The sequence below is a fragment of the Novipirellula sp. genome (assembly GCF_041583735.1).
GTDB lineage: Bacteria > Planctomycetota > Planctomycetia > Pirellulales > Pirellulaceae > Novipirellula.
On the sequence record NZ_JBFHFD010000018.1, the window covers coordinates 1 to 23,146 of the forward strand.

General features: G+C 55.5%; 18 protein-coding genes. 10 read left to right on the forward strand and 8 right to left on the reverse strand.

Annotated elements, in window-relative coordinates; all coding sequences use genetic code 11:
• Positions 1-610: 610 nt before the first annotated feature.
• The 3 genes from ABX962_RS02915 to ABX962_RS02925 all read left to right on the forward strand — a co-directional run bounded on the left by ABX962_RS02915 (position 611) and on the right by ABX962_RS02925 (position 3,565).
• A complete protein-coding gene (locus ABX962_RS02915; RefSeq protein WP_372716447.1) occupies positions 611-2,038 on the forward strand; it encodes an aldehyde dehydrogenase family protein in 1,428 nt (475 codons plus the stop codon).
• Positions 2,039-2,491: 453 nt separating this feature from the next.
• Positions 2,492-3,343 carry a phosphate ABC transporter substrate-binding protein gene (locus ABX962_RS02920; RefSeq protein WP_372716449.1) on the forward strand — a complete coding sequence of 284 codons (852 nt, stop codon included), beginning with the start codon at positions 2,492-2,494 and terminating at the stop codon, positions 3,341-3,343.
• Positions 3,344-3,379: 36 nt separating this feature from the next.
• A complete protein-coding gene (locus tag ABX962_RS02925) occupies positions 3,380-3,565 on the forward strand; it encodes a hypothetical protein (protein WP_372716451.1) in 186 nt (61 codons plus the stop codon).
• On the opposite strand, the gene ABX962_RS02930 is transcribed toward ABX962_RS02925, so the two are convergent.
• Positions 3,562-3,828 carry a hypothetical protein gene (locus ABX962_RS02930; RefSeq protein ID WP_372716453.1) on the reverse strand — a complete coding sequence of 89 codons (267 nt, stop codon included), beginning with the start codon at positions 3,826-3,828 and terminating at the stop codon, positions 3,562-3,564. The genes ABX962_RS02925 and ABX962_RS02930 overlap by 4 nt on opposite strands.
• 27 nt (positions 3,829-3,855) lie before the next feature.
• On the opposite strand from ABX962_RS02930, the gene ABX962_RS02935 reads away from it, so the two are divergent.
• From ABX962_RS02935 to ABX962_RS02950, 4 genes are all read left to right on the forward strand, one after another.
• On the forward strand, positions 3,856-4,791 hold the full coding sequence (locus ABX962_RS02935) for a halocarboxylic acid dehydrogenase DehI family protein (RefSeq protein ID WP_372716455.1): 936 nt from the start codon (positions 3,856-3,858) through the stop codon (positions 4,789-4,791).
• Entirely contained in the window at positions 4,788-5,654 is an 867-nt protein-coding gene (locus tag ABX962_RS02940; RefSeq protein WP_372716457.1) for an alpha/beta fold hydrolase, read from the forward strand. The genes ABX962_RS02935 and ABX962_RS02940 overlap by 4 nt, the downstream gene beginning before the upstream one ends.
• Before the next feature lie 409 nt (positions 5,655-6,063).
• Positions 6,064-6,498, forward strand: a complete 435-nt coding sequence (locus ABX962_RS02945) for an Hsp20/alpha crystallin family protein (RefSeq protein WP_372716459.1) — start codon at positions 6,064-6,066, stop codon at positions 6,496-6,498.
• A gap of 113 nt (positions 6,499-6,611) precedes the next feature.
• Positions 6,612-7,004, forward strand: coding sequence for an Hsp20/alpha crystallin family protein (locus tag ABX962_RS02950; protein WP_372716461.1), 393 nt, complete (start codon positions 6,612-6,614; stop codon positions 7,002-7,004).
• A gap of 147 nt (positions 7,005-7,151) precedes the next feature.
• Here ABX962_RS02950 and ABX962_RS02955 read toward each other — a convergent pair whose 3' ends face one another.
• On the reverse strand, positions 7,152-7,607 hold the full coding sequence (locus ABX962_RS02955; RefSeq protein WP_372716463.1) for a hypothetical protein: 456 nt from the start codon (positions 7,605-7,607) through the stop codon (positions 7,152-7,154).
• Between the two features lie 184 nt (positions 7,608-7,791).
• On the reverse strand, positions 7,792-9,321 hold the full coding sequence (locus ABX962_RS02960; RefSeq protein WP_372716465.1) for a hypothetical protein: 1,530 nt from the start codon (positions 9,319-9,321) through the stop codon (positions 7,792-7,794).
• Between the two features lie 418 nt (positions 9,322-9,739).
• Here ABX962_RS02960 and ABX962_RS02965 point away from each other — a divergent pair, with 418 nt between their 5' ends.
• Positions 9,740-11,104, forward strand: a complete 1,365-nt coding sequence (locus ABX962_RS02965) for a PQQ-binding-like beta-propeller repeat protein (RefSeq protein ID WP_372716466.1) — start codon at positions 9,740-9,742, stop codon at positions 11,102-11,104.
• 87 nt (positions 11,105-11,191) lie between these two features.
• On the opposite strand, the gene ABX962_RS02970 is transcribed toward ABX962_RS02965, so the two are convergent.
• Together ABX962_RS02970 and ABX962_RS02975 are read right to left on the reverse strand one after the other, a co-directional pair.
• The gene (locus ABX962_RS02970) at positions 11,192-14,971 is read right to left on the reverse strand and encodes a PAS domain S-box protein (protein ID WP_372716468.1); all 3,780 of its coding nucleotides are present in this window, start codon (positions 14,969-14,971) and stop codon (positions 11,192-11,194) included.
• Between the two features lie 12 nt (positions 14,972-14,983).
• Positions 14,984-15,523 (reverse strand): methanogen output domain 1-containing protein, encoded by a 540-nt coding sequence (locus tag ABX962_RS02975; RefSeq protein ID WP_372716470.1) that lies wholly within the window; start codon positions 15,521-15,523, stop codon positions 14,984-14,986.
• A 582-nt stretch (positions 15,524-16,105) separates the two neighbouring features.
• Between ABX962_RS02975 and ABX962_RS02980 the strand changes: the two genes are divergently transcribed.
• Positions 16,106-16,993, forward strand: coding sequence for a dockerin type I domain-containing protein (locus ABX962_RS02980; protein ID WP_372716472.1), 888 nt, complete (start codon positions 16,106-16,108; stop codon positions 16,991-16,993).
• On the opposite strand, the gene ABX962_RS02985 is transcribed toward ABX962_RS02980, so the two are convergent.
• Positions 16,934-17,797: an MBL fold metallo-hydrolase gene (locus ABX962_RS02985; RefSeq protein ID WP_372716474.1), complete on the reverse strand. Its 864-nt coding sequence runs from the start codon at positions 17,795-17,797 to the stop codon at positions 16,934-16,936. The genes ABX962_RS02980 and ABX962_RS02985 overlap by 60 nt on opposite strands.
• The gene (locus tag ABX962_RS02990; RefSeq protein WP_372716476.1) at positions 17,794-19,050 is read right to left on the reverse strand and encodes an acetyl-CoA C-acyltransferase; all 1,257 of its coding nucleotides are present in this window, start codon (positions 19,048-19,050) and stop codon (positions 17,794-17,796) included. Before ABX962_RS02990 ends, ABX962_RS02985 begins: the two co-directional genes overlap by 4 nt.
• 310 nt (positions 19,051-19,360) lie before the next feature.
• Between ABX962_RS02990 and ABX962_RS02995 the strand changes: the two genes are divergently transcribed.
• On the forward strand, positions 19,361-21,061 hold the full coding sequence (locus ABX962_RS02995; protein ID WP_372716478.1) for an AMP-binding protein: 1,701 nt from the start codon (positions 19,361-19,363) through the stop codon (positions 21,059-21,061).
• A 139-nt stretch (positions 21,062-21,200) separates the two neighbouring features.
• Here the strand turns inward: ABX962_RS02995 and ABX962_RS03000 are convergent, their stop codons facing one another.
• Positions 21,201-23,042, reverse strand: a complete 1,842-nt coding sequence (locus ABX962_RS03000) for an alpha-amylase family glycosyl hydrolase (protein ID WP_372716480.1) — start codon at positions 23,040-23,042, stop codon at positions 21,201-21,203.
• Positions 23,043-23,146 lie beyond the last annotated feature (104 nt).

Here is a 23,146-nt window from a genome sequence, read left to right on the forward strand (position 1 = left end):
ATCGGTCTGCCCGCACCCAGCAAATTACCGGATGCCGTTTTCGGAGCAGCGTAGCCACGGAACGTAAATGCCGTCATTCGACGCCGCGAATCATTTTCTCGTAGCTACCTTCGCCAGAAGGTGGTGATTCGTATTAGCCGGCAGCCATCCACGCTGTGGCGAGCGTAGCAACCAAACACACATGCCACAATTTGCCGTCTCTAAATGCTTCACAGCGTTGGCCGGTTAGGGGCCTGGCCAGCCGGATCCGCAAGTCTTGCATGTCCTTCTCGTTGGCCGCGGTGACGTTCAACCACCAGCTTGTTGGGCGGCACTGGCATCGGCGGGATGCTCAACACTTCATTGCGGTGGATCCTGTATAACAAGGCCAGGCTCTCATGCTTGGCGAATAGGCCATAGCGAACAGGGCCAGGGCGAATAGGGCCAGGGATGGGGCGCGTTGACCGATCGCAGGGGAGTATCCAAGCCCTTGCCGTTTACGAGCCGATTACTTGATCACGAATCTGCTGGACGCAGTCTCGATGAACGACGTGATCCGTTCGCGTTGACGATCCAATATCAAGCTTTACAGTGCTGCGACCGAGCGTGCCGCTACCCCTCGAGAACAAACATGAAACGCAAATGGCCTTATTTTCTTGCCAACGAACCTCTGACTCCAAATACCGACTTGAAAGTGTTGGACAAGTATTCGGGTGAAGTTGCCGCCGAGGTGGCGCTAGCGGACTCGGACGCAATCGACCGCGGCATCGCTGGTTGTGTCGAAGCCGCTGGCGAGTTGGCAGCGATGAAACCGTATCAGCGTCAAGACATCTTGAACCACTGCGTGAAGCGATTCCGTGAACGATCCGATGAATTGGCGATGTCGTTGTGCATCGAAGCGGGAAAACCGATCCGAGACGCTCGCGGCGAAGTCTCGCGATTGATTGACACGTTTCGGATTGCGGCGGAGGAATCGGTACGTATTCGCGGCGAGGTGATGAATCTGGAGATTTCGGCACGAGCCGCGGGCTATCGTGGGATGTGGAAACGCGTTCCGATCGGGCCTTGTTCGTTCATCAGCCCGTTTAATTTCCCATTGAACCTTGCCGCACACAAGGTCGCCCCGGCGTTGGCGGTGGGATGTCCGTTTGTGTTGAAACCCGCGAGCCGCACGCCGCTTGGGGCCTTGATCATCGGCGAAGTCCTTGCCGAAACCGATCTGCCCAAGGGGACCTTTTCTATCCTTCCCTGTTCACGAGACGGAGCCGATTTGTTTACGACCGACGCGCGTCTGAAACTGCTCAGTTTCACCGGTTCGCCCGACGTCGGTTGGGCCTTGAAATCGAAAGCGGGCAAAAAGAAAGTCGTGCTTGAACTCGGAGGCAACGCCGCCTGTATCGTCGACCGCGACGCCGATTTGGTCGACGCGGTCAAACGAATTGTGTTTGGCGCGTTCTACCAGTCGGGCCAAAGTTGCATCGGGGTCCAGCGAATCATCGTTCATGAAGAAATTTACGACTCACTGCGTGATTCGCTGGTGGCTGCCACGAAGGCCCTGGTCGCTGGCGATCCCAAAACTGAGCAGACGTTCATTGGGCCGATGATTTCGGAAACGGAAGCCGAGCGGCTTCATCGCTGGATCCACGAAGCGGTCGCAGCGGGTGGCAAACTGCTGTGCGGCGGCAAACGCGACGGTGCGATGTTGGATGCCACGCTGTTGGAAAACGTGCCAGCGGATCAAACGCTTTGTACCGAAGAAGCGTTTGGACCAGCCGCCGTACTGAGCCGGTTCAGCGAATTCAGCGACGCGCTAGCTGAGGTGAACGACAGCAAGTTTGGGCTGCAAGCGGGCATCTTTACTCGCGATCTGTACAAGGCCCATCAAGCCTGGGACACACTGGAGGTCGGCGGCGTGGTGATCGGCGATGTGCCATCGTGGCGAGTCGACAACATGCCCTACGGCGGCGTGAAGGACAGCGGACTGGGACGCGAGGGAATCGTGTTCGCGATGGAAGACATGACCGAAATCCGCAACTTGGTCATCCGCACGCCGTCTTAACGAATCGCGGTCGCCGTTGGTCTGCATTGCCAAGACGAGTGCCAAGCGACACTGACGCCCCCCCCAAAGTGGCAGCACTTCGAGTCACTTGCTTGGTGACGATTTGTCGAGCACGAAATTCTGCAATTATTTTTGTAAGGATTTCCGTCGATCACCGTCTCTTTCTGCTCCAGGGCCTCTTACCACTCCAGGGCCTCTGCACCGACCTCTGAGGATCGCGACGGCTGCAACCTCGCGCGCGTGCACCGTTTGTTCGCTCCGACGAGACGTACAGGTACCAAGACGTACAGGCACGAAGACGCGCGGGCACCAAGACGTCCAGATGGCGGTGGCGACACTGGGCCGCAAAATGGGCTTAAATGGCACGTCGTGCAATGGGCTTAAATGGCACGTTGTGTGCTTGGGATCAAGTTATGATGGGAGTAAAGAGTCTAGCGAAGAAGGAAACGTGCTGTGAGCAGCGAGGGGCATCCGAGAAGTACACGACTATTTTCCATTGGCGTTTTGGCACTGCTGCCGCTGGCGATCGTTTCGTGTTCAACCCACCGCGTCAGCGACAACAAAAACCAACTTAAATTGGCTGGTTCGAGTACGATTGCGCCGTTGGCAGCAGCGATTGCCACGCGGTTCGAGTCGATTCATCCAGGCGTTCGCGTCGATGTTCGAAGCGGCGGTAGCTCGCGAGGCATTGTTGGAGCTCGCCGCGGCAATGTCGATATCGGGATGGTGTCACGCGACTTGAGATCGGATGAGCAGGATTTGACCGCGTTCACGATTGCGCGAGATGGAATCGCGGTGATCGTGCACCGCGACAATCCGATCACATCACTGACGAACAACCAAATTGCGGCGATATATAACGGAGACATCAAAGATTGGCGTGACGTCGGAGGCACGCCAGGTCCGATCACGATCGTCAATAAAGCCGAAGGCCGTTCCACACTCGAGCTGTTTACCGAGTACATCCAAGTTGAAAACCGTCACATCAAAGCCGACGTGGTGATTGCCGACAATGAACAAGGCATCAAGACGGTCGCTGAAAACCCCGGTGCGATTGGCTACGTTTCGATCGGGAGTGCCGAATACGATGCGGCCGCCGGAGTCGCGATCAAACTCTTGCCGTTGGCGGGTGTTGAAGCAACGATTGAGAATGTCCGCAACGGCAGCTTTCCATTGACGCGGCCCTTGAACCTTGTCGTCAAGCAAGCCTCGAAGCCGCGGGTTGCAGCATTCCTCGAATTTGCAAAATCAAGCGATGTCCACGATATCATCAAGGCCCAGTATTTTGTGCCGCTAGCCCCCTGACTTATCGCTGAGATGTTTTCAGCAAGGAGTTAGGGAATGATCAACGGCGCGATCGTGCTGCGGATCCTGTTGCTAGATGAACGCGGCAGCGTTTTGGTCCCGTTTTCCCTTGTCCCGCTTTCGAGCCGCGTGGTCGAAGAGTTGCTGGCCCGTGTTCGCGGACGCAATACCGTGGTGGTGGTCACGCACCATTTTCAGCGAACGCGACAGATTGCCGACTAGCTTGCTTTCTCTTGGGCCACCGAGAGATCGAGATCGCGGATCGAAGAGGACACCGGCGAGCGGATTTTCGAGACGCCGCCACCAACAATGACAGTGGCGTACGTCAACGAAAAAGCGTGCGAAACCATTTTTAAGGCGTGCCATCGGAACGCCGCCGAATCGATTGTTGCCGCCACGATGCTTCGGATCGGCATGGAATTCGCGTCCTCTCTCGATTGCCGGATCGCTGCGTTGATGATCGTCGTCATGCTGTGCTGAGGCATTCTGGATACTCACAGGGAGAGAACGTCGTGTTTGGATCGAAACAACCGAGTCCCGTTGCCGAGTACGCAGCGACTGGCGAAATCGAGCGGGTGTACTACGAGATAGGACAAACGCTTCGTGTCCGCGGCATCAATCTGATCTTTCGCACCTGGGCTGGGCACAAAGGGCTGCTGCCGATTTTGTGGGATACGGTCCGTCCTAACGCCGAGACGATGAGGTTCGAACAATCCTCGGATCAAATTCGTTCGGCGGCGGTGGAACTGACAAAGTCGCTAGGGAATCTTGACGCGAAACAGCAATCGCCACTGGGCCCGAGCCAAGCGTTTCAATTGCACGAGATGTTAAAACTCTATCACTACATCAATCCTAAGCTGCTCTTGTTGGCATCAGCGGTGCGTCAAGGGCTCGATGGGGAATTGTCGATCAAACAATACTCGGCAACAGAACCGGCCGAGCGAATCGCCCCCGGTGTCCCGGCGGAGATGGCCGCACTGGAGATGGAAGACGAAAATCCGAGCGACGAGCAATTGCAGACGCTGTTTAGCGATATCACGGACACACTCTCGCTACGCTCGATCAACAGCGATTATCGCAGCTTGGCACTTTGGCCGAATTATCTTGACGCGGTATGGCGGGAACTCAAACCCAAAGTTCAATCCCCCGCCCACGCCACCGCCGCGGACCATCTGCGGGAACGGTCGCGTCGCTTGGCTTCGGAACTGCCCTACCCCGTGCCCTTGTCGCGAACGAGGCTAGAGGGTGAAGGAATTGATTTTGATGAGACGCTTGAGAGCTGTGACACCTTCGAACAGCTGCTGCCGGGATTGATCCTGAACATCGCCATCTGCCTGCGAGATTGGCAACCCGATGACGCTTCACTGCGGTCGCCTTTCCCCGCAAACGCAGTCTCACCGAGATCACAGAACAGCGGGCGACCTGAATTCACCGGAGGTGCAAAATGAATTGGCGTGATTATCAAGCATTACAAAAAGTAACGAACTTGGGCGACCGCTTCGTTAGCTATGTCGATGAGGGCAGCGGAAACGACGCCGACGATGATCCGGTGATCTTGCTGCATGGGATTCCCGTCTGGGGTTACTTGTGGCATCAAGTGCTGCCGGCACTGACAACGCATCATCGCACGTTGATACCGGATTTGCTTGGCTTCGGTTTTTCCGATCGACGTGACTGCTTTGACCGCTCGATCGCTCGGCAAGCGGAAATGATTGACCAATGGATGGACCAACTAGGGATCGCCAAGGCCGCGTTTGTCGCTCATGACATTGGCGGGGGCGTGGCACTGCGGTTGGCAACGCTGTTTCCGCACCGCGTCTCGAAATTGTGCGTGATGAACACGGTCTGTTATGACTCGTGGCCGATCGAATTGATGTTGCAATTTGGACATCCCAGCGTCAAGAGCATCGCTTCGGCATCAAAGACAATCGCGTCACTAGGTGTGGCGTTGAAGAGCGGTTTTGCCACGTCGCCTGATAGCGAAGTGATGGATGGACTGCTGGCGCCTTACCACACCGAGGTCGGCAAATTGTCACTGATCCGTAACGCCGCTGCGCTGAACACCAACCAGACGACCGAGATCACCGATCGGTTGCACCGGATCGCGGTACCAACGTTGGTGTTATGGGGCGAAGATGACAAATTCCAACTGTCGAAGTATGGAAAACGTTTGGCAAAGGACATCCCTGGTGCGAGGTGGGTGCCGATCGCCAACGCTCGCCACTTTGCCATGCTCGACCAACCCACCACCGTCGTGGCTCATCTACAGTCGTTCTTGTCCGCAGGAACCGCTGCCGTACATTCCGTCTAAACAGCGGAATCCAGGGGAATCCCGGGGAATGCCATCGCTTTTGGGTAGCGTTCGCGGCGCAAGCCGCCCGGTTGCAGTGAACAAAACGTTCGCGATTTACCGCGCGGCTCGTGCGGCTCCGCTGGGAAAACCACCCAGGTCATGCAAAAGAAGATGGCATTGGCCGCTCGGGTACGCGACGAACATCGAGGTTCCACCGGGCTGCGGCGGGGACACCGGCACCGGTGGAACGGTGTCGTCTGCGAATCGGGGCGAGCGATCGCGTGCTGCGCCGCAGGAGCATTTTTAGCGATTGGCACGCTCGTTGCTTTTTCTTGGCTAATGAGTGGTTCGGAGTGCCATTTTTGACAGTCGCTCCGAAGCCCCCTCTCCCCAACTCTCTCTCAGTTTTCTATGGAGGCAAATAGTCATGTTAAGTTCACATTGGCAACCGATGGCAGACGTAAATCGGCTTCGCAACGAACTAGACCGTCTGTTCGGCCAAGTCAGCGGTGGAAACGGTACTTCGCGACGTGGATCCTTCCCTCTGATGAATTTGTGGGAAGACGACAGTTCATTGTATGTGGAAGCGGAATTACCGGGATTTGAACTGGATAATTTGGAAATCTACGTCACAGGTGGCAACCAGTTGTCGATTTCGGGCGAGCGAAAACAGCCTGAACACGAAGCGGGCGCATGGCATCGACAAGAACGCGGGTTTGGCAAATTCCGACGTACGCTCGAGCTGCCCGGCGACGTCGACAGCGAAAAAGTGTCCGCGAATTTCAGCAACGGCATTTTAACGTTGACAATGCCCAAGAGCGAAGCGGCAAAACCACGGCGTATCGAAGTGAAAGCGAACTAAGTCTTGGCTTGCTTTCCCAATCGAAAGTGAAAGTGACGCATGAGACAACCGGATCGGTTTGCGGCGTCACCCACACGTACCATTCTCAATCAAATTGTTTCGGAGGAAATGTGATGAATACGACGATGAGCAATGCGGACAAACAAACGGGCGACAGCGTCAGCCCTGAACAAACCTATCAATCGACGTACGTCCCACGTTTTGACATTTGGGAGGGCGAAGAGGAACTGTTGCTCTACGGCGATCTGCCCGGCGTCAGCGTCGACGATCTCGATATCCGATTCGAAAATCGCGAGTTGACGATCCATGGAAAAGTCGCCGCTCGCCACGAAGGCGAATTTTTGATGGGTGAATATGGCACCGGTGATTTCCATCGCACGTTTGCGGTCGGGGAAAGTATCGATGCCGAAAAAATTTCGGCCGAGATGAAGCACGGTGTGTTGACCCTGAGACTGCCTAAATCCGAGAAGGTCAAACCTCGCCGAATCAAGGTCCAAGCCAACTAAAAACGTCACACGAAAACGTGGGATCAGCAACCCGTAGCATAGGCTTCTAGCCTGTGAGCGTGCTTTAGGCTGCTAGCCTGGCAACCAACGAAAAAAGCCTGTTGAAGTCCACTTCAACAGGCTTTTTTATCAGCGAGCATGACGCCCCTAAGGCGTGATCGCCTGAAAGAAATTATAGATCGGGCGGCCTGGGATGTAGACTTTTGGACGTACCACGACTGGCGCCGACGCGACCGGTGCGGGTGCAATCGGTGCCGCGTAGGCTGCGGGAACCGCGGGCGAGTAGGACACCACCGGAGCGACCGTCGGCGACGCAGCAAGGGTCGGGCGTTGAACCACTACGGGTGACGTAACGACCGGGGTCGCCGCGACAGGATAGGCTGCCGAGTACACAGGTCGCGCTGCAGCATACGGCGCTGGGACCACGGGCGCTGGGACCACGGGCACTGCGGCGACCGGCACTGCGGCAACGGGTGTCGAGACCACGGGCACTGCGGCGACGGGCTGCACCACCGGGCGATATAAGATCACGTCTTGGGCGAACACGTTCGCCGTGGTCCCAAAGAGACCGATCAGCAACGAGGCAAAAATTCGCGTAGGCATTTTTGAAGTACTCTCTGTTATCAGTTTGGATCATTCAATTCGTTAGCAAGCAAACAGGTACGTTTGCAAACATGTACGGTTGCAAATATGTACAGTTGCAAACTTTGTGCCGTCGGATGGCACCATCACCCCCGCGGTGTCAACTTTCTGCCCTGCATCAACGACTGCCAAATCGGCGGCCCCGTCAAGGCCCCAAATGCGGCGGATCCGCCGGAAGTGTGCCCTGGTCGCGTATTTTTTTTGCCCGTCCCTCGGACCATAACTGTAACCCCTTCAGCCGTTGTTTGCCTCGAGCAAAGTAAACCGGGGTCAGCGTTTCCCAGTGGCGAGCGTAGTTTTGTTCTCTCGTCCTCTGCCAATCATCGCGTGGCGAAACGATCCTCATCGCTTCGAGCTTATGGATGATCTCCGAGGCAATCCACTGGTGTCCTGGAATCGTCGGGTGCACATGATCAAGCAACAGGTTGTCGCCGGGGATTCGTCCGCTGCTGAGTGTTTCGAAACGTTGCCGCGCCGGCACGATCGGCACCGCAGCCTGCAATGCGGTATGTCGCAGGACATCTCGAATCGGAGTCACGATCCGAAGCGGGCAAATATCTTGGTCGATTGCGATTTGGAAATGCCTTTTCGCATGTTCGAATTGTTGGTTGTCAAAGTACAGAAGTGCCAATTGGTAGTGTAAGGCTGCGTGCTGAGGATTGATGCCAACGGCAAGCTCGAGTTCTTTGATCGCCTGAGGTGTGTCGTCAGAAAACAGCGTGCGAGCATTGGCGACAAGTTGCTCGCAGCGTCGTTGGTCGGCGTCGCTGATTCCATTCGTATTCTCGCTCTTAAAGGGAGGGCAATCTCGCAAGTTCACTGGCAGATCGACCAACAGAATTGGGACTGCGGCATTGTTCGCGATACTGATCATGCGTCGCAGATTCAGACCAAAGTGTTTAACCACCGACTGTCGCCAAGCCGTATCACGATGATACTCCGCTAACCCTCCTTGATAATCCAGTAGTGCATCGACCTCGGTCGTCAGCACGTCCAGCGGTTTGTCATGATGGTCCTTTGCCGCGTCGTTGTCACTGGCAGAGGCAACGAGTTGCTGAGCCCATTGAGATATCCGCAACCGGCTAAACCGACCGTAAGCATCGGCGAGGCTATCCGGCAAATTTTTAATTCCGGCATACGATCGGTCTTCGAGGAATTCGTTGTGCCCGGTTGCCAGCACAATCAGATCGGGCTCATACCGCAGCATCTCTTCGAGAATGGGGACCAACCGATAGCTGGCGTAGGAAACGCCGCCGCAGTTGATCACTTCCCACTGCTTGGATGGGTCGGCCGCCTGCAGACTGAGTTCCAACCAAGTCGTAAAGGAGGTTTCGGTCGAATACGGACGGCCCTGAACCGTGGATCCTCCCAGACAAACGATCCGAAATTCATTGGGACTTTTGGCCGCCGCGAACGATTCGGGCTGAAAGTACTCGAGCCGGTTGGCGGCTGTTACCCAGTGTTCCCCATCGTCCGACAAAACGAACAAAGGACGGATGGTTTGGAAATCGACAAACGGATCCTGATGGGCGACACGAGGCCGCCAACCGACCATCCTGAGTGACAATTCAAACAGAATCACGGGAGCCAAGCCAACCACGATTGCCAGGACTGGAAAAAGCCAACGTCGCTGACGAGATGCAAGTCGACGCTTGGGGGGCACCTCATCGCTCATGGTTTATTGACAAGGATTTTTGAAATGACGGGGCGAAAAGTTTACGGCGCGGAACAAGTTTGGATTCTCCATGATAAACCGTTTTGGCGCCGCTGCATCCCTCCGTCATCCGGCGTTCGATCTTGCGGCTAGTTTTTAGCAACCATCCACGCTACAAGACGCAGATACCGAAATTTACCGGCGGGGAAATACATCACAACGATTCGTTGGGGGCGTTCGCCCCGGTTCAGCGCCGGCACCGTGACTAACGCCAAAACGACCAATTTACCGAAAGACTCCTGCCCAACACTTAGGTTGCTCCTAATTCTGACGCCCGAGCCGGATTCTGACGCCCGAGCCGGGAAGACGCTACAATCCGCATTGTGAATTTCGCGCTGCTCCACTCATCCTCATCAAAAAAGATTACACGGTACGTACGATGCAATTTTATCGTTTAGCGAACACCTGCGCTGGGATCGTGTTAGGTTTGGTCCTTTATCCGCTGACAACCGTCGCGGGTGATTCATGGCCCCAGTTTCGCGGTCCGCACGCGGACGGCGTGGTCACCGAGCCCTCCAATTTGCCGACCGAGTGGACTGCCAGCGAAAATGTGGCCTGGAAAACCGAGATCCCTGGACGCGGATGGTCGTCTCCCATCGTCTGGGGAAACCGAGTTTTTTTGACCACCGTCATCAATCACGGCGATGGGGAAGAACCGAAAAAAGGCTTGTATTTTGGTGGTAATCGGCCAGAGTTGCCGGCATCGGAACACGAGTGGGTGGTGATTTGCTTGGATTTGAACAGCGGCGATCGGGTTTGGAAAAAGCAGGTTCGCAAGGCGTCACCGAAAACCTCGATCCATCTAAAAAACAGCTATGCATCGGAGACGCCCGTTACCGATGGCGAACACGTGTACGTGATGTTCGGTGGAGTGGGAGTTTACTGCTTTGACATCAATGGCAACGAGGTTTGGATGCACAACCTCGAACCACGCAAAACGCGATACGGCTGGGGCACGGCCGCGTCACCGGTGTTGTTTGGCGATCGATTGTATGTCGTCAACGACAACGACGAAGAGTCCTATTTGATGGCATTGGACAAACGAACGGGCGAACAGGTCTGGCGAACTCCGCGAGACGAAAAGAGCAACTGGTCGACTCCTTACCTTTGGCAGAACGAACTGCGTCGCGAGATCGTGACACTGGGTTCCGGAAAAGTTCGTTCCTACGACTTGGATGGCAATTTGTTGTGGTCACTTCGCGGCATGTCGAGCATCACGATCGCGACGCCTTACCAGTACAACGGTTTGCTTTACATCAGTTCAGGCTACGTTGGCGATAGCGATCGGCCGCTGTACGCGATACGCCCAGGAGCCGAAGGGGACATCTCACTCGAGGGCACCGAGACTGCGAACGAATCGATTGTCTGGAGTCAACCGACCGCCGCGCCGTACAATCCGACCACGATTGCGTATGAAGGCATCGTGTCTATTTTGTACGATCGCGGTTTGTTTGCCGCATATGATGCCGCCGATGGTTCTGAAATTTACTCGAAGGTACGGATCCCTAACGGAGGCGAATTCACTTCATCACCGTGGGCCTATGACGGAAAGATTTTTTGCATCAACGAAGACGGCGTGACGTCGGTGATCAAAGCCGGCAAAAAGTTCGAGTTATTGGGCAGCAATCCGTTGGCTGACGACGACATGGCGATGGCAACGCCTGCGATCGCAGGGGACCGATTACTCATCCGCACCGCAACGCGAATCTACTGCATCCAAAAAGCGGATCGCAACGCCCAATGACGTCGCGAAGTTTGATCTTTCGTAGCGAGAGTCGTGGGTGACGTTCGTTGACTCTGCCGACACAATCGAAACTCTTGCCCCGTTCCGCTACGGCGTCTTTGCGATTCGAGATGCCACCTTGGGATGCGCAAAAACGCTCTTGATTTGGTCCACCGACGGTGGTTTGACCAAATGTAAATCAAAGCCGGCCGCACGCGAATTTTTGCGATCTTCTTCTTGCCCGTAACCGGTCAAGGCAATCAATAAGACATCGTCAAATTCGGGTTGCCGGCGAATTTCTCGGGCGATCTGGTGACCGTCCATGCCTGGCAATCCGATATCCAAAAACACGACCTTAGGCTGGAATTCATGGATGTTTGCCAATAGCGTCGGCCCATCGGCAGCCGTCTCGACTTGATGATCGCCCACTTTCTTTAACAGCGCCTTCAACAACCATGCCGCCGATCGATTGTCATCCACCACGCAGATGCGACAGGGGGCGACCTTGGCGTCGTCACGAGGTTGCGGTGACACGAGACCGACCGCTTGGACAATCGGCAGATGAACGACGAAGGTGCTGCCGTGGCCGAGTCCATCACTATGCGCGGAAACCGATCCTGAGTGCATTTCGACAAGCCGCTGTACGAGCGTCAAGCCAATTCCTAACCCCCCTTGCGATCGATCGAGTGACCGCGATGACTGCGTGAACAAGTCAAATACTTGCGGCAAAAGCTCTTTCTCAATTCCCACCCCGGTATCTCGCACCGTAACCACTGCGGTGTCCTCATGCCGCCCGACGATCAAATCGATCTTGCCACCGGGGTCCATGTATTTCGACGCATTGGTCAACAAGTTCTCGATCACCTGGACAATTCGTACGGGATCGACGCGCACGTGCATCGGATCGCTGGCCACATGAACGTTCAATTTTTGATGCCGACCGTCGACGGTGGATTGGACCGCATGGACCGAGCGTTTGACGAGATCCGCCAGTTTGACCGTTTCTTTGCGAAGTTCCACTTTGCCCCGCATAATCCGCGAAACGTCCAACAAATCGTCGACCAATCGCACCACATGTTCGACTTGATCCTGCATCAATTCAATGATCTCGCGATGCCCCGTAGAGTCCATCGCCAACAGATCGAGGCCGCTACGAATGGGGGCGAGTGGATTGCGCAGTTCGTGCGCCAGCATCGCCAGGAACTCGTCTTTGCGGCGGTCGGCCTCACGAACCTGTTGATACAGCAGTGCATTCTGAATCGCAATGGCCGCGCGGTGGGCCAAATCGGCGGCCATCGCCAAGTCGGTTTCCCTATAGCGGCGTCCCGATTCGGCGCCCACGAAGGTCACCACCCCCAACACTTTATCCTTTACCCGTAGAGGCACGCACATGTAAGACACCAACGATAGTTGACGCAGCATCGCCAAATGCTCGTCGTTCTGGGCAGCCGCTTCCAACAGCGAATCCGGGATTTCCGGGATCAATTCAGCCTCGCCCGTCCGCAGCACTTTCATCACTCCGTAGTCAGCATCGGCGTCCGGCGGAAAACGTCGATGCAATTCTTCGGCGAGCATCACCTTGCTTGGATCGGCATGCGCGACTGCCAAACGTTGCACCGATCCGTCGGCTTCGAGCATATCGACAGTACACCAATCGGCAAAATCGGGAACGGACAAACTCGCAATTCTCTGCAGCGTCGATTTGTAATCCACTAATGTTGACAACGACTTACTCGACTCGGCCAAAAACAGAAGCGTTTGTTCTAGATGCTTGCGCTCGGTGATATCCGAACAGACACCAATCATACGAACCGGATTTCCCGCATCGTCACGAAACAAACTGCCGCGAGACTCGAGCCAGTGAACGCTGCCATCGGGCCATACGATTCGGTACTCGAGATGATGCAAATGGCCTTGCCGAACGGTGCTTTGAATCGTGTTCAAGACGCGGTCTCGATCCTCGGGATAGATATCCCGCTGATAGGTCTCGAACGATCCATCAAAACTTCCTTCGGGGATGCCGTGGATCTTTTCCAACGTCGATGACCAAATCACCGTGCCGCTAGGAATTTTCCATTCCCAGCTGCCCATCCGTCCTGCATCCAGGGCGAGCCGAAGACGTTCTTCGCTGTTGACCAACTCTTGCTGGCTGAGACGAAGTTTCCGTTCGGCATGACACCGCTCTAGAAACTGCCCCAACTGGGAAACGACGGTTCCCATCATCTCGATCAGTTCGTCGTCAGAAGGTCTGACTTCGCTGCTGTGCAGCTCGATGACGCCAAAGGAAGCCCCATCGATCCGCACGGGATACGCCAATACGGCGTGTAAACCGCTCTGCAGGGCAGAGGACTCGTCACCAAACCGCTCGTCGCTAGCGATATCAGAAATCCACAATGGGGATCCGCTTTCCGCGACATGTCGTGCGACTCCGTGGCCATACCGGCACGTCCACGACGACGCGCCTTCCGAATTTGCCGCGAGTTTCGATTCGGGCGAACACCACGCGTGAGTCAGTTTCAGTTGTTCGGGATCCGAGTCGGGGCTCCAGAAACAAACACCATCCCAGTTCAACGTACTGCCCAAAACGGCCAGTATTTCTTTGATCGCCTGCGTGTCATCCTTTTGGTCGGCAATCACCTGGGCCACCGCCATCCGCGCGGTGCGACGCAATTCGGCCGCCTTCTGTTGAGAAATGTCACGGTCGATTGCCGACGCGCCCACCACATTTCCCTCACTATCGCGGATCGGCGAGATGCGAATCTCTACAGGGACCACTTGCCGATTTTTTCGTATTCGAATCGCCTCGAACGGCTCGACACGATCGCCTTGCTGGACCCGACGAAGCGTTTCCAGTACCTCGTCCTTTGTTTCCGCTGGCACGATCGTAGACAAGATCGATTGGCCCACGGTTTCTTCGGCAGCAAAACCGAACAGTTTTTCCGCTCCGGCGTTCCAGTCGGTAACGACACCCGAGAAGGTCAAGCCCAGGATCGCATCTTCGGACGAATCGACCAGTGCCGCCAATCGCCCCTGCTCGATCTCTGCGGCACGTCGATCGGACACATCACGAAAAACCAGCACGACTCCCAAAATGTCACCCTCGCCATCTTGGATCGGAGCAGCACTATCGTCGATCGGCCGTTCACTGGAATCCCGGCTGATCAAAACGCTGTGATTGGCAAGCCCGACGATCCTGCGTTCACGCAGTGCGCGAGAAGCTGGGTTTTGTTGAGGTCGACGGGTCGTTTCGTCAACGATTTGAAACACTTGTTCCACGGGCTGGCCGACCGCTTGATTTTGTTGCCAACCGGTTAACGTCTCGGCGATCGGATTGATAAACGTGACCAACCCATTGGTGTCCGAGACGATCACGCCGTCGCCGATACTTGCCAACGTCACTCGCAACGATTCGCCCTGTGCCAACAACTCATATTGCAGCTGCCGGCGTCGCTGCATCTCTTCATTCAAATCAGTGATTTTCTGATTCAGCACCGCAAACTGAGTCGTCGATTCATCGCGTGGCACCAACTTGATCATCAGTTGAGTGTTGCTGCGATCAGGATCAAAGTGCAGCAGCGCCCCATCACAGCGAAACGCCCGTTCTTGGCCTTGCAGCGTCTTGAACGTCAACACGCCTACGATCGGATCACGGTTGCGAGCACAATCGCGCAGATAGTTGTTGACTTCGTTTTCGGCAGTGGAGACCAATTCCGTGAGCTGAGTCCCAATGAGCGATTTGCCCGATAGCGATGAGTCCGATAGCGATGAGCTCGATATTTGGAAGCGAAGAAATTGACGGTTGGCAGCCAGCACGATTCCATCGCGTGAGACCAGCAATGCGGCTTCGGAGAAGCGATTGGCGAGAGAAACAAATTCTTCGGGTGACATGTGGCTCGAACTTTAAGCTTGTAGATACTCACGGCCATCTGCCGCCATTGCATTTTCCGTTGGTCGCAAATGAACCACGATCGTACAACCTGCGTCACCTCGCGCGATCGCTTCTTCGATGACGACTTTGGCATAACCGAGATTTTCGGCCGCAATCACACCAAAGACATTGGAGGTCATCATACAAAGTGACGGACGACCAATCACCTTTTCCGCAAATGGACACGCTCGGTTTTTCAGCACAATCTTTTCATCGTCTTGATGGACGATGTAAAAGTCGCCTTGGATCCGCCGTTTCAGGTCGACCAAGACCTCGGCCACCTGACGGCGATCGAGCTGTTCGACTTGCAAAGCGGTGCGGTAGTCTTCGTTGATCTGATCACCGACCCGTTGCCCAACGACGCTGATAAACCCAGCGGCCTCTTCGAGCCCGACGACATCTTGCAGCGTCCCCGACAATTCGCGGATCAACGTCCGCATAAACACGTCTCGCTCGAGCGGAAGTGACAGATCTTGAATAACAGGCAATTCGTTCAACGCGGGGTCCGCCATGGTACGCCTCTGGTAATGACCTAAACGAGGGGAAACAATCGTTGCGTGCCCCGCTCGTGTGGGGACTGGGGCAATGCAGAGCATTATTAGCGAAGAACAAGCCCCGCCACGAAAATGGACGTTTTTTGTTAATGAACACAATAAATTGGAACGGATCCCGACGCTTTCAGCAATGCGATTTATTGGCAAGCCACTCAAATTGGAACGCATTGAACAGCTTTTTCGAATCCAAGACGTTCCATGCGGGGGGGGCGTGGGAACATTGCGTTCCAATTAGATTGCACTCCAAGTCGTTCGATCGGACTGTTGCATCCGTGCGTGGTTGACCGGCTTGGAATCCAGTGCGTCACCGCGAGAGGAGGGGCTCAATGACAGTGCCAACTATTTTGGCACTCAACGGTTGGCGTTTGTAGCGATGCATATGAAGTCCCACAGGCTCGGATTAGCCAACAACGAAGAGAATTTGGAGGTTGCTAAAGCAAACGCGGTCATTGCCCATCGGAACGCAACACAGTCATTGCGTTTGCTCTGGTCGTTGACGACCAGAGCCTTTCACTCTTGCTCTGGAAGGATGCTCTCTCGATGCAAAGATTTTGTCATGCACGGCGTCAAAAATTTCGTCTAAGCTTTGAGTCGCTGGAAGCACGATGTGTGCTGTCGGCCATCTCGCTGTTTCCGGTCGCGGATACCTACACTCGAAAAGATTCGAACGTGGGCGGATCCGAAGTGCTCGACGGCGTGACGATCTCGGAATGGAACAATCCTGGTCGCTCCAACTTTGATTTGGATCCAGGCACCAGCCGAAGTCAAATTTTTGCCCCGGGTGCCGCTTCCAATAATGGATCGAAACGTACTCCCGCGTTGTCAGCAGATATTTTCGGAGATTGGCGTGAAGAAGTGATTTGGCGACGCAGTGACAATACCGCTCTCGATGCCAGATCACCGCCTGGCTCGAGCATCGATCCATCGACAGGACTGTTTACGTGGACTCCCGATCAGCAATACGGTAACCAATCCATTGATGTGACGGTCTTGGTTACCGACACTGGAACTCCTGCAAAAACCGATTCGGCTACGATCCACATTGACGTCGTGGATCCGTTTCCTTGGCACCACAGCGATGCTCCGTTTGACGTCAACCATGACGGCAAAATTTCGGCACTCGATGCGCTGGTCATTGTAAACGCATTGCAGCGGAGTCCATCATCACCACGTTTGCCTCGATTCCGCGACGCCGGTTCGCCGTACTTGGATGTCAATCGAGACGGCTACGGTACCGCACTAGACGCGTTAGAGGTGATCAATCAAATGGGACGACAACGTCAAGTCGCTTCACCGCTGCGTTCGGCCGAGCAACCGCTGCAGTATGGATGGATCGATGAGGACGATGATTCCGACCCGATCGATGTATTAATGGGGCAAGGGCATGATTGGATCGGCACGAAGTTTACCCGATTCATCCATCACTAACCGAGCCGCCGCGACGTCTGGATCGTGAGAGAACAGCATCAATCGTTGGTGCTCGATGATGTCACGGATGAGGCTCGGCTTTAAGCGACGAACGATCAGTGGAAATTGGTCGTACGCCAATGTACAAAAGGTTTGCAAATGAGCGACTGTAGGACACAGATCAGCGGGATAAACCGCCGTTTCTCCCTGCGACTTTAACTTCACCATTTGGTGGCCGCGGGTGTGTCCTCCGGTCAATGAAACCGTGATGCCGGGTTCGATTTCGGATTTGCAATTTACCCACTGCAACAAACCGGTTTCCGCCAACGGAAGGAAGTCGTCTTTGAAATAGGATCCCTCCAATTCAGGAACGTCGCCGACACCATCGTCCCACTCGACCCGCTGGACGTAGTGCCGTGCTCGGTGAAACGTGGGCTGCAATTGTTGATTTTGATCGCGATAGGTACATCCGCCAGCGTGATCAAAGTGCAAGTGAGTTAGAATTACCCAATCGATATCCTCAGGAACGATATCGTGTTTCTGCAGATTGCGAACCAAAGGCGCCCCCGACTGCATCGCGTAGCGACGACGTATTTTCTCGGCTGCTTTGCTGCCGTACCCGCAGTCGATCAAACCGAGCGAGGTGGGCGTCCGCACCACCAGACAATTTGTTTCAACGAGGATTCGATGTTCCTCGTCGGGTGCTGCGATTCGCTGCCAGAGCATCCGTGGGACAACGCCAAACATATTGCCACCGTCGATCCACAAACGGCCACCGCTGACCGGCAGCAATTGCATCTCGCCAAGCGGAATCCATGATGTCATGGCGAGACCTCGGTATCGACCAACATCGCCACGGCGTTCCCACCCCCTAAACAAAGTGCCGCCACCCCCAATCGTCCGCCACGTGCCCTCAGTGCATGCAGCAACGTCACCAACACGCGTGCGCCACTCGCTCCGATCGGATGTCCAAGCGCGATCGCGCCGCCGTTCACATTGACGCGGTCCACTGGGATCGCAAGCTGATTTAGACAAGCGAGCATTTGTACGGCAAAGGCTTCGTTGATCTCGAACAGATCAATTTCGCTAAGCGAATGGCCTGATTTACGCACCACATTCAAAACCGCTTCCACCGGGGTGACAAACAACTGCGACGGTTCGCTGCCGGCGGTTGCCGAGGCAACGATACGGCACAGCGGCCGCTGTCCCGATCGCTCGCTGGCGGATCGATTTCCGACGACCACTGCTGCGGCGCCGTCGCTGATCGTCGACGCATTCCCCGCGGTCACCGTCCCCGGTTGGCCCGTCCCCGGTTGGCCCGTCCCCGGTTCGCCCGTCCCCGGTTCGCCCGTCCCCGGTTCGCCCGTCCCCGGTGGGCCAAACGCGGGCTGCAGCGCTGCCAGACACTCAAGCGTGGTATCGCGGCGAGGCCCCGAGTCACGCACCACCGCCGACTCGCCCGCAGGGGTGGGGACGATCACCGGCACAATTTCGTCGTCGAAGGCCCCCGAATCGATTGCCTGGATGGCACGCTGATGACTCTGCAACGCGTACAGGTCCTGTTCGGTGCGTGAGATGCCATTGATCTCCGCCAACTGGTCCGCGATTTTCCCCATCGCGTCACCGCTAAACGCACAGGTTAATCCGTCGTGGGTAAGCGAATCGAGCAGCATGCGATCGCCCACCCTCGCTGCGTCACGTGGCAAGACCCATCCTGCCCGACTCATACTTTCCATCCCACCGGCGACCACCACATCGGCATCACCGCAATGCGTGGCCTGGGCCGCCAACATGATCGCTTTCAGCCCGGAACCACACACCTTGTTGATCGTCAGGGCGGCAACGGAATCCGGCAATCCAGCGGCGATCGCCGCCTGACGCGCGGGTGCTTGGCCGGCTCCGGCCGTCAAAACGTGCCCCAAAATGACTTCGTTCACCGCCGCGACCGACAAACGGGCTCGCTGGACCGCTTCACGCACCACGATTGCCCCCAACGCGGTCGCCGTCAATGACGACAATTCGCCTTGGAAACGTCCTATCGGAGTTCGGCAGGCCGACAAAACATAGGCGTCCCTCATCAGCTGACCTCACCAGTAAATAAATTGCGGGGCTGTGCGTGTGATTTCGCTTTTGATTCCGTTTCCGTTTTAGGAAGGGTTCCGTTTTAGGAAGCCTTCCGTATTGAAAAGCGTTCCGTACTAAGAAGCGCCCATGCGATTTTCCAGAAACGATCATCATCAATCGTCTTTCGGGTCGCGATTCGTACACCTATTTCGCATTGTACGCAGGCCGCTGCCGAGCGTGGAAAAGATTTTTCCCGCGGTTTTCAATGTCCTGATGTTCCCGCACTCGTTTAAAATAGAGGTACTCGAATGCGGGAGTTCAAACATGATCGCGATTCGTAATCAAGACGAAACGTCGAAACCGTGGGTCGATGGATTCACGATTGGCCAAGCGCTCAGTGAGACTGCGCGGCGGCATCCAGATCATGATGCGTTTGTTTTCTGTGATCCGCCGAACCGATTGACTTGGTCCGAGTTGGATGATGCGGTCACCCAGGTTGCTTGCGGGCTATTGGCGTTGGGTTTTCGACCAGGCGACCATTTTGGTGTCTGGGCCACCAATGTTCCCCAGTGGGTGTTGCTGCAGTTCGCCACCGCGCGGATCGGCGTGGTGTTGGTGAACATCAATCCGTCGTACCGGGCTCATGAGTTAAAGTACGCGCTGCAACAATCCGAGGTGCGAGGATTGGCGTTAATCGATCACCACAAGTCCACTCACTTTTGGGAAATTTTGAACGAGGCCTGTCCCGAGCTTGCCACCGCAGCGGCGGGCGAGCTGAACAGCGAGGCCTTTGCCAAGTTGAAGTGGATCGTTGGGTTGCGAGGCGAGCCGCCATCGTATGCCCTGAAGTGGGACGAACTTTTAAGGCAAGCGGAAGCGGTTCCCGCAACCATGGTCGAGCAAATTGCAGCGACGCTTCACTGCAACGATGCGATTAATATTCAGTACACGTCGGGCACCACCGGGCATCCCAAAGGAGCGACGCTGTCGCACCGCAACGTGCTGCTGAATGCATTTTATGCGGGCCAATCTCAGCGACTTGGGCCGAGCGATCGTATTGCGTTGCCGGTGCCGCTGTATCATTGTTTCGGTTGCGTGCTCGGCACTTTGTGCTGTCTGGTTCACGGATCGGCAATGATCTTTCCCTCAGAATGTTTTAGCGCAGCCGCGACACTCGACGCGATTGAAAAGGAACGTTGCACCGCACTGTATGGCGTGCCGACGATGTTCATCGCACAATTGGAACACCCCAGCTACGCGGGGCGTGATTTGTCATCGCTGCGGACCGGAATCATGGCGGGCAGCCCTTGCCCGATTGAGCTGATGAAACACGTGACCACGGACATGGGGGCCGCGGAAATGACGATCGGTTACGGCCAAACCGAAGCATCCCCCTTGATCACGCAAACTCGCACCGACGATCCGATCGAATTGCGGGTCGGCACGGTCGGCCGTCCGCTGCCCGGATTCGAAGCAAAAATCGTCGATCCGATCACGAACCAGACGCTTCCCGATGGCCAACAAGGCGAGTTTTGTGGCCGCGGCCATGGCGTGATGCTCGGTTATTACAACATGCCGGAAAAAACAGCAGCCGTCATCGACAGCGAAGGATGGCTGCACACCGGCGACTTGGGGATGCGGCAATCCAATGGCTACTTCCGTATCACCGGCCGCCTGCACGACATGATCATTCGCGGCGGCGAAAATATTTACCCTCGCGAAATCGAAGAACGGTTGTATGAACACCCGGCAGTCGAAGACGTTCAAGTTGTGGGTGTGCCCGACCGCCGTTTTGGCGAAGAGGTGTTGGCATGGGTCAAACTCAAAGCGGGACAGGATGCGACTGAAGCGGAACTGCGAGAATTTTGCATCGGTTCCATGGCACGATTTAAAGTGCCTCATTACTGGAAATTTGTGAACCAATTTCCCACCACGGTGACAGGCAAAATCCAAAAGTTCAAGATCCGCGAAACCGCGATCGAGGAACTCGGGTTACAGGAGATTGCCAAAATTCAAACCGCATAGACGCGACCGAAGTTTGCTGTCGCCCCTGCCGCGGCTTTGCGGATCCGATTTGACCGGGTTCCTTGAGCTTACGCCCAGGGAAACATGCTGTCGGTTGATCGTCGCGGTTTCCACTTGGAACGCTGGCCGACAATGGAACCTACGACTTTGAAAACACGAGCACGGCGTAGGGACCAAATGACAGTTTCGCAGTCGCGGGCAAACCGTCACGCGGCACCTCGTCGGCAACCACGTCATCGGTATCTTTGTCGGCAAAGTCTTCGCTGTAACCTTTCCAGTCCGAATTGAAACGCAATTTCCAATGCCCGGCAGCGGGGAAACCGATTTCATAACCATCCCACGAGCGATTCGCAAAGTTCGCGAGCACGACGACGTCCCCCTCAGGATCCTCGTCGCCCGATCGAACGAACGCAATCACTTTGTCGCCATCATTGACGTGATGCACGTGAATATGCTGGCCAATGAGACCGCGTGTCTTGCCTTCGCGGTTCAGTCGCAATCCAATCAAATCGCGAAACAGTTGCTTGATCCCTTTGAATTGCTCGGCGCGATCCCAGTCGATTGGATCGGTATCGTCGAACCAGTCGTCCTCGAGCAATTCTTGACCTTGAAATAGCATCGGGATGCCCGGAGCGGTCAGAGCCAAGGCGGCCGCCAACACCGAGCGTTTCTGAGCATGCGCACTCTCTGGATTTTCGACGTCGATTTCTGAAGGCACTCGTGATTTGCCGTTTGCGACTTCGTCATGAGATTCACTGTAGATCACTCGCTGCATCGCATCGTCGTTATAGCGGTGGCATAACGCCTCGCGTACTGCCCACATGTCACGATGGGCATCATCGATCTGCTGAACGGCTTCGCGAATGGGATGCACAAAGGCGGCATCCCACTGAGTCGAAAAACCAGCACCGCCATGATCGTGCGGCTTGGTTAACCAGTTGTTCTTTTGCAAATCTTCGGCAATCAGCAAGCAGTTGGGGAACTGCTGGGCCAAGTCCCGATTGATCCACTGCATCAATCCCCAACCTTCGCTGATATCGTCATCGCCAATTCCGCTGATCGTGCGAATGTAGGCAGTCATGTCATAGCGTAGGCCATCGACATGAAAATCTTCGATCCACATTTTTGCGTTGTCATAAATAAATTGCCGCACCTCGCCACGACCATAATCGGGCCGTGTCTCGCCCCAGGGGGTCGAGGAACGGTGGTCGTTGTAGAAATAAATACCGCCCTTGTCGTTTTCGCTCCAGCCATCGAAACGCCACAGATCCAAATCGCTCGGACCAAAGTGGTTGTAAACCACATCCATTACCACGGCGAACCCATGGGCATGTGCTTGCTTGACAAAGTCTTTGAGCGCCAGCGGGCCACCGTAAGCGCTTTCAACGGCGAAGATATGCGCCGGATTGTAGCCCCAAGAAAGGTCGCCAGCGAATTCAGCCACCGGCATGATCTGCAGCACGTTGACGCCCAGTTGTTTTAAATGAGGCAGTCGTTTTAGCGTATCCGCAAACGATCCTGGTTGTTCCTCGTCACTGCGATGGAATGTGCCAATATGCATCTCGTAGATGACGATTTCGTTGTGATTGGGCATCTGAAAATCATCACCTTCCCAATCATACGCGGTGTCGTGAACGACTCCTTTGCCGACCGAGTTGGTTACTTCGCGCGCATAGGGGTCGATGCGATCGAATGTCTGGTCACCATTGGTGATTTGGAACTTGTATCCCTGGCCGACCTCCGCCCCCACGACATCGCCGTACCAGTAGCCGTTGCCTTCGTTTGCCATCGGGTGACGGTCGCCCGACCAGTCGTTGAAATCGCCGATAATGCTGACGTGATCCGCATGTGGTGCCCAGACACGAAACGCGACGCCGTGTTCATGAGGTATCGCTCCCATGCCCGCCAATTTTGTCGGTTCGATTTGGGTAGCGGAATCTGATTTGGGGGAGGAAGACGTGGGCGATATAGCGATTGACATTATGTTCCTTTGAATTTTGGAGACGCACGCCCAGCGACGCGGGAGTGGCGAAGGCCTATAAGCAAAGAGTGTGCCGAATCCGCGGAACGGTTTCGATATCACAG

Bases quoted from the DNA above. Each gene is read 5' to 3' on its own strand.
- ABX962_RS02915 (WP_372716447.1), top strand. From the start codon at position 611: ATGAAACGCAAATGGCCTTATTTTCTTGCCAACGAACCTCTGACTCCA.
- ABX962_RS02925 (WP_372716451.1), top strand. From the start codon at position 3,380: ATGATCAACGGCGCGATCGTGCTGCGGATCCTGTTGCTAGATGAACGC.
- ABX962_RS02930 (WP_372716453.1), bottom strand. From the start codon at position 3,828: ATGCCTCAGCACAGCATGACGACGATCATCAACGCAGCGATCCGGCAA.
- ABX962_RS02940 (WP_372716457.1), top strand. From the start codon at position 4,788: ATGAATTGGCGTGATTATCAAGCATTACAAAAAGTAACGAACTTGGGC.
- ABX962_RS02945 (WP_372716459.1), top strand. From the start codon at position 6,064: ATGTTAAGTTCACATTGGCAACCGATGGCAGACGTAAATCGGCTTCGC.
- ABX962_RS02950 (WP_372716461.1), top strand. From the start codon at position 6,612: ATGAATACGACGATGAGCAATGCGGACAAACAAACGGGCGACAGCGTC.
- ABX962_RS02955 (WP_372716463.1), bottom strand. From the start codon at position 7,607: ATGCCTACGCGAATTTTTGCCTCGTTGCTGATCGGTCTCTTTGGGACC.
- ABX962_RS02960 (WP_372716465.1), bottom strand. From the start codon at position 9,321: ATGAGCGATGAGGTGCCCCCCAAGCGTCGACTTGCATCTCGTCAGCGA.
- ABX962_RS02965 (WP_372716466.1), top strand. From the start codon at position 9,740: ATGCAATTTTATCGTTTAGCGAACACCTGCGCTGGGATCGTGTTAGGT.
- ABX962_RS02970 (WP_372716468.1), bottom strand. From the start codon at position 14,971: ATGTCACCCGAAGAATTTGTTTCTCTCGCCAATCGCTTCTCCGAAGCC.
- ABX962_RS02975 (WP_372716470.1), bottom strand. From the start codon at position 15,523: ATGGCGGACCCCGCGTTGAACGAATTGCCTGTTATTCAAGATCTGTCA.
- ABX962_RS02980 (WP_372716472.1), top strand. From the start codon at position 16,106: ATGCAAAGATTTTGTCATGCACGGCGTCAAAAATTTCGTCTAAGCTTT.
- ABX962_RS02985 (WP_372716474.1), bottom strand. From the start codon at position 17,797: ATGACATCATGGATTCCGCTTGGCGAGATGCAATTGCTGCCGGTCAGC.
- ABX962_RS02990 (WP_372716476.1), bottom strand. From the start codon at position 19,050: ATGAGGGACGCCTATGTTTTGTCGGCCTGCCGAACTCCGATAGGACGT.
- ABX962_RS02995 (WP_372716478.1), top strand. From the start codon at position 19,361: ATGATCGCGATTCGTAATCAAGACGAAACGTCGAAACCGTGGGTCGAT.
- ABX962_RS03000 (WP_372716480.1), bottom strand. From the start codon at position 23,042: ATGTCAATCGCTATATCGCCCACGTCTTCCTCCCCCAAATCAGATTCC.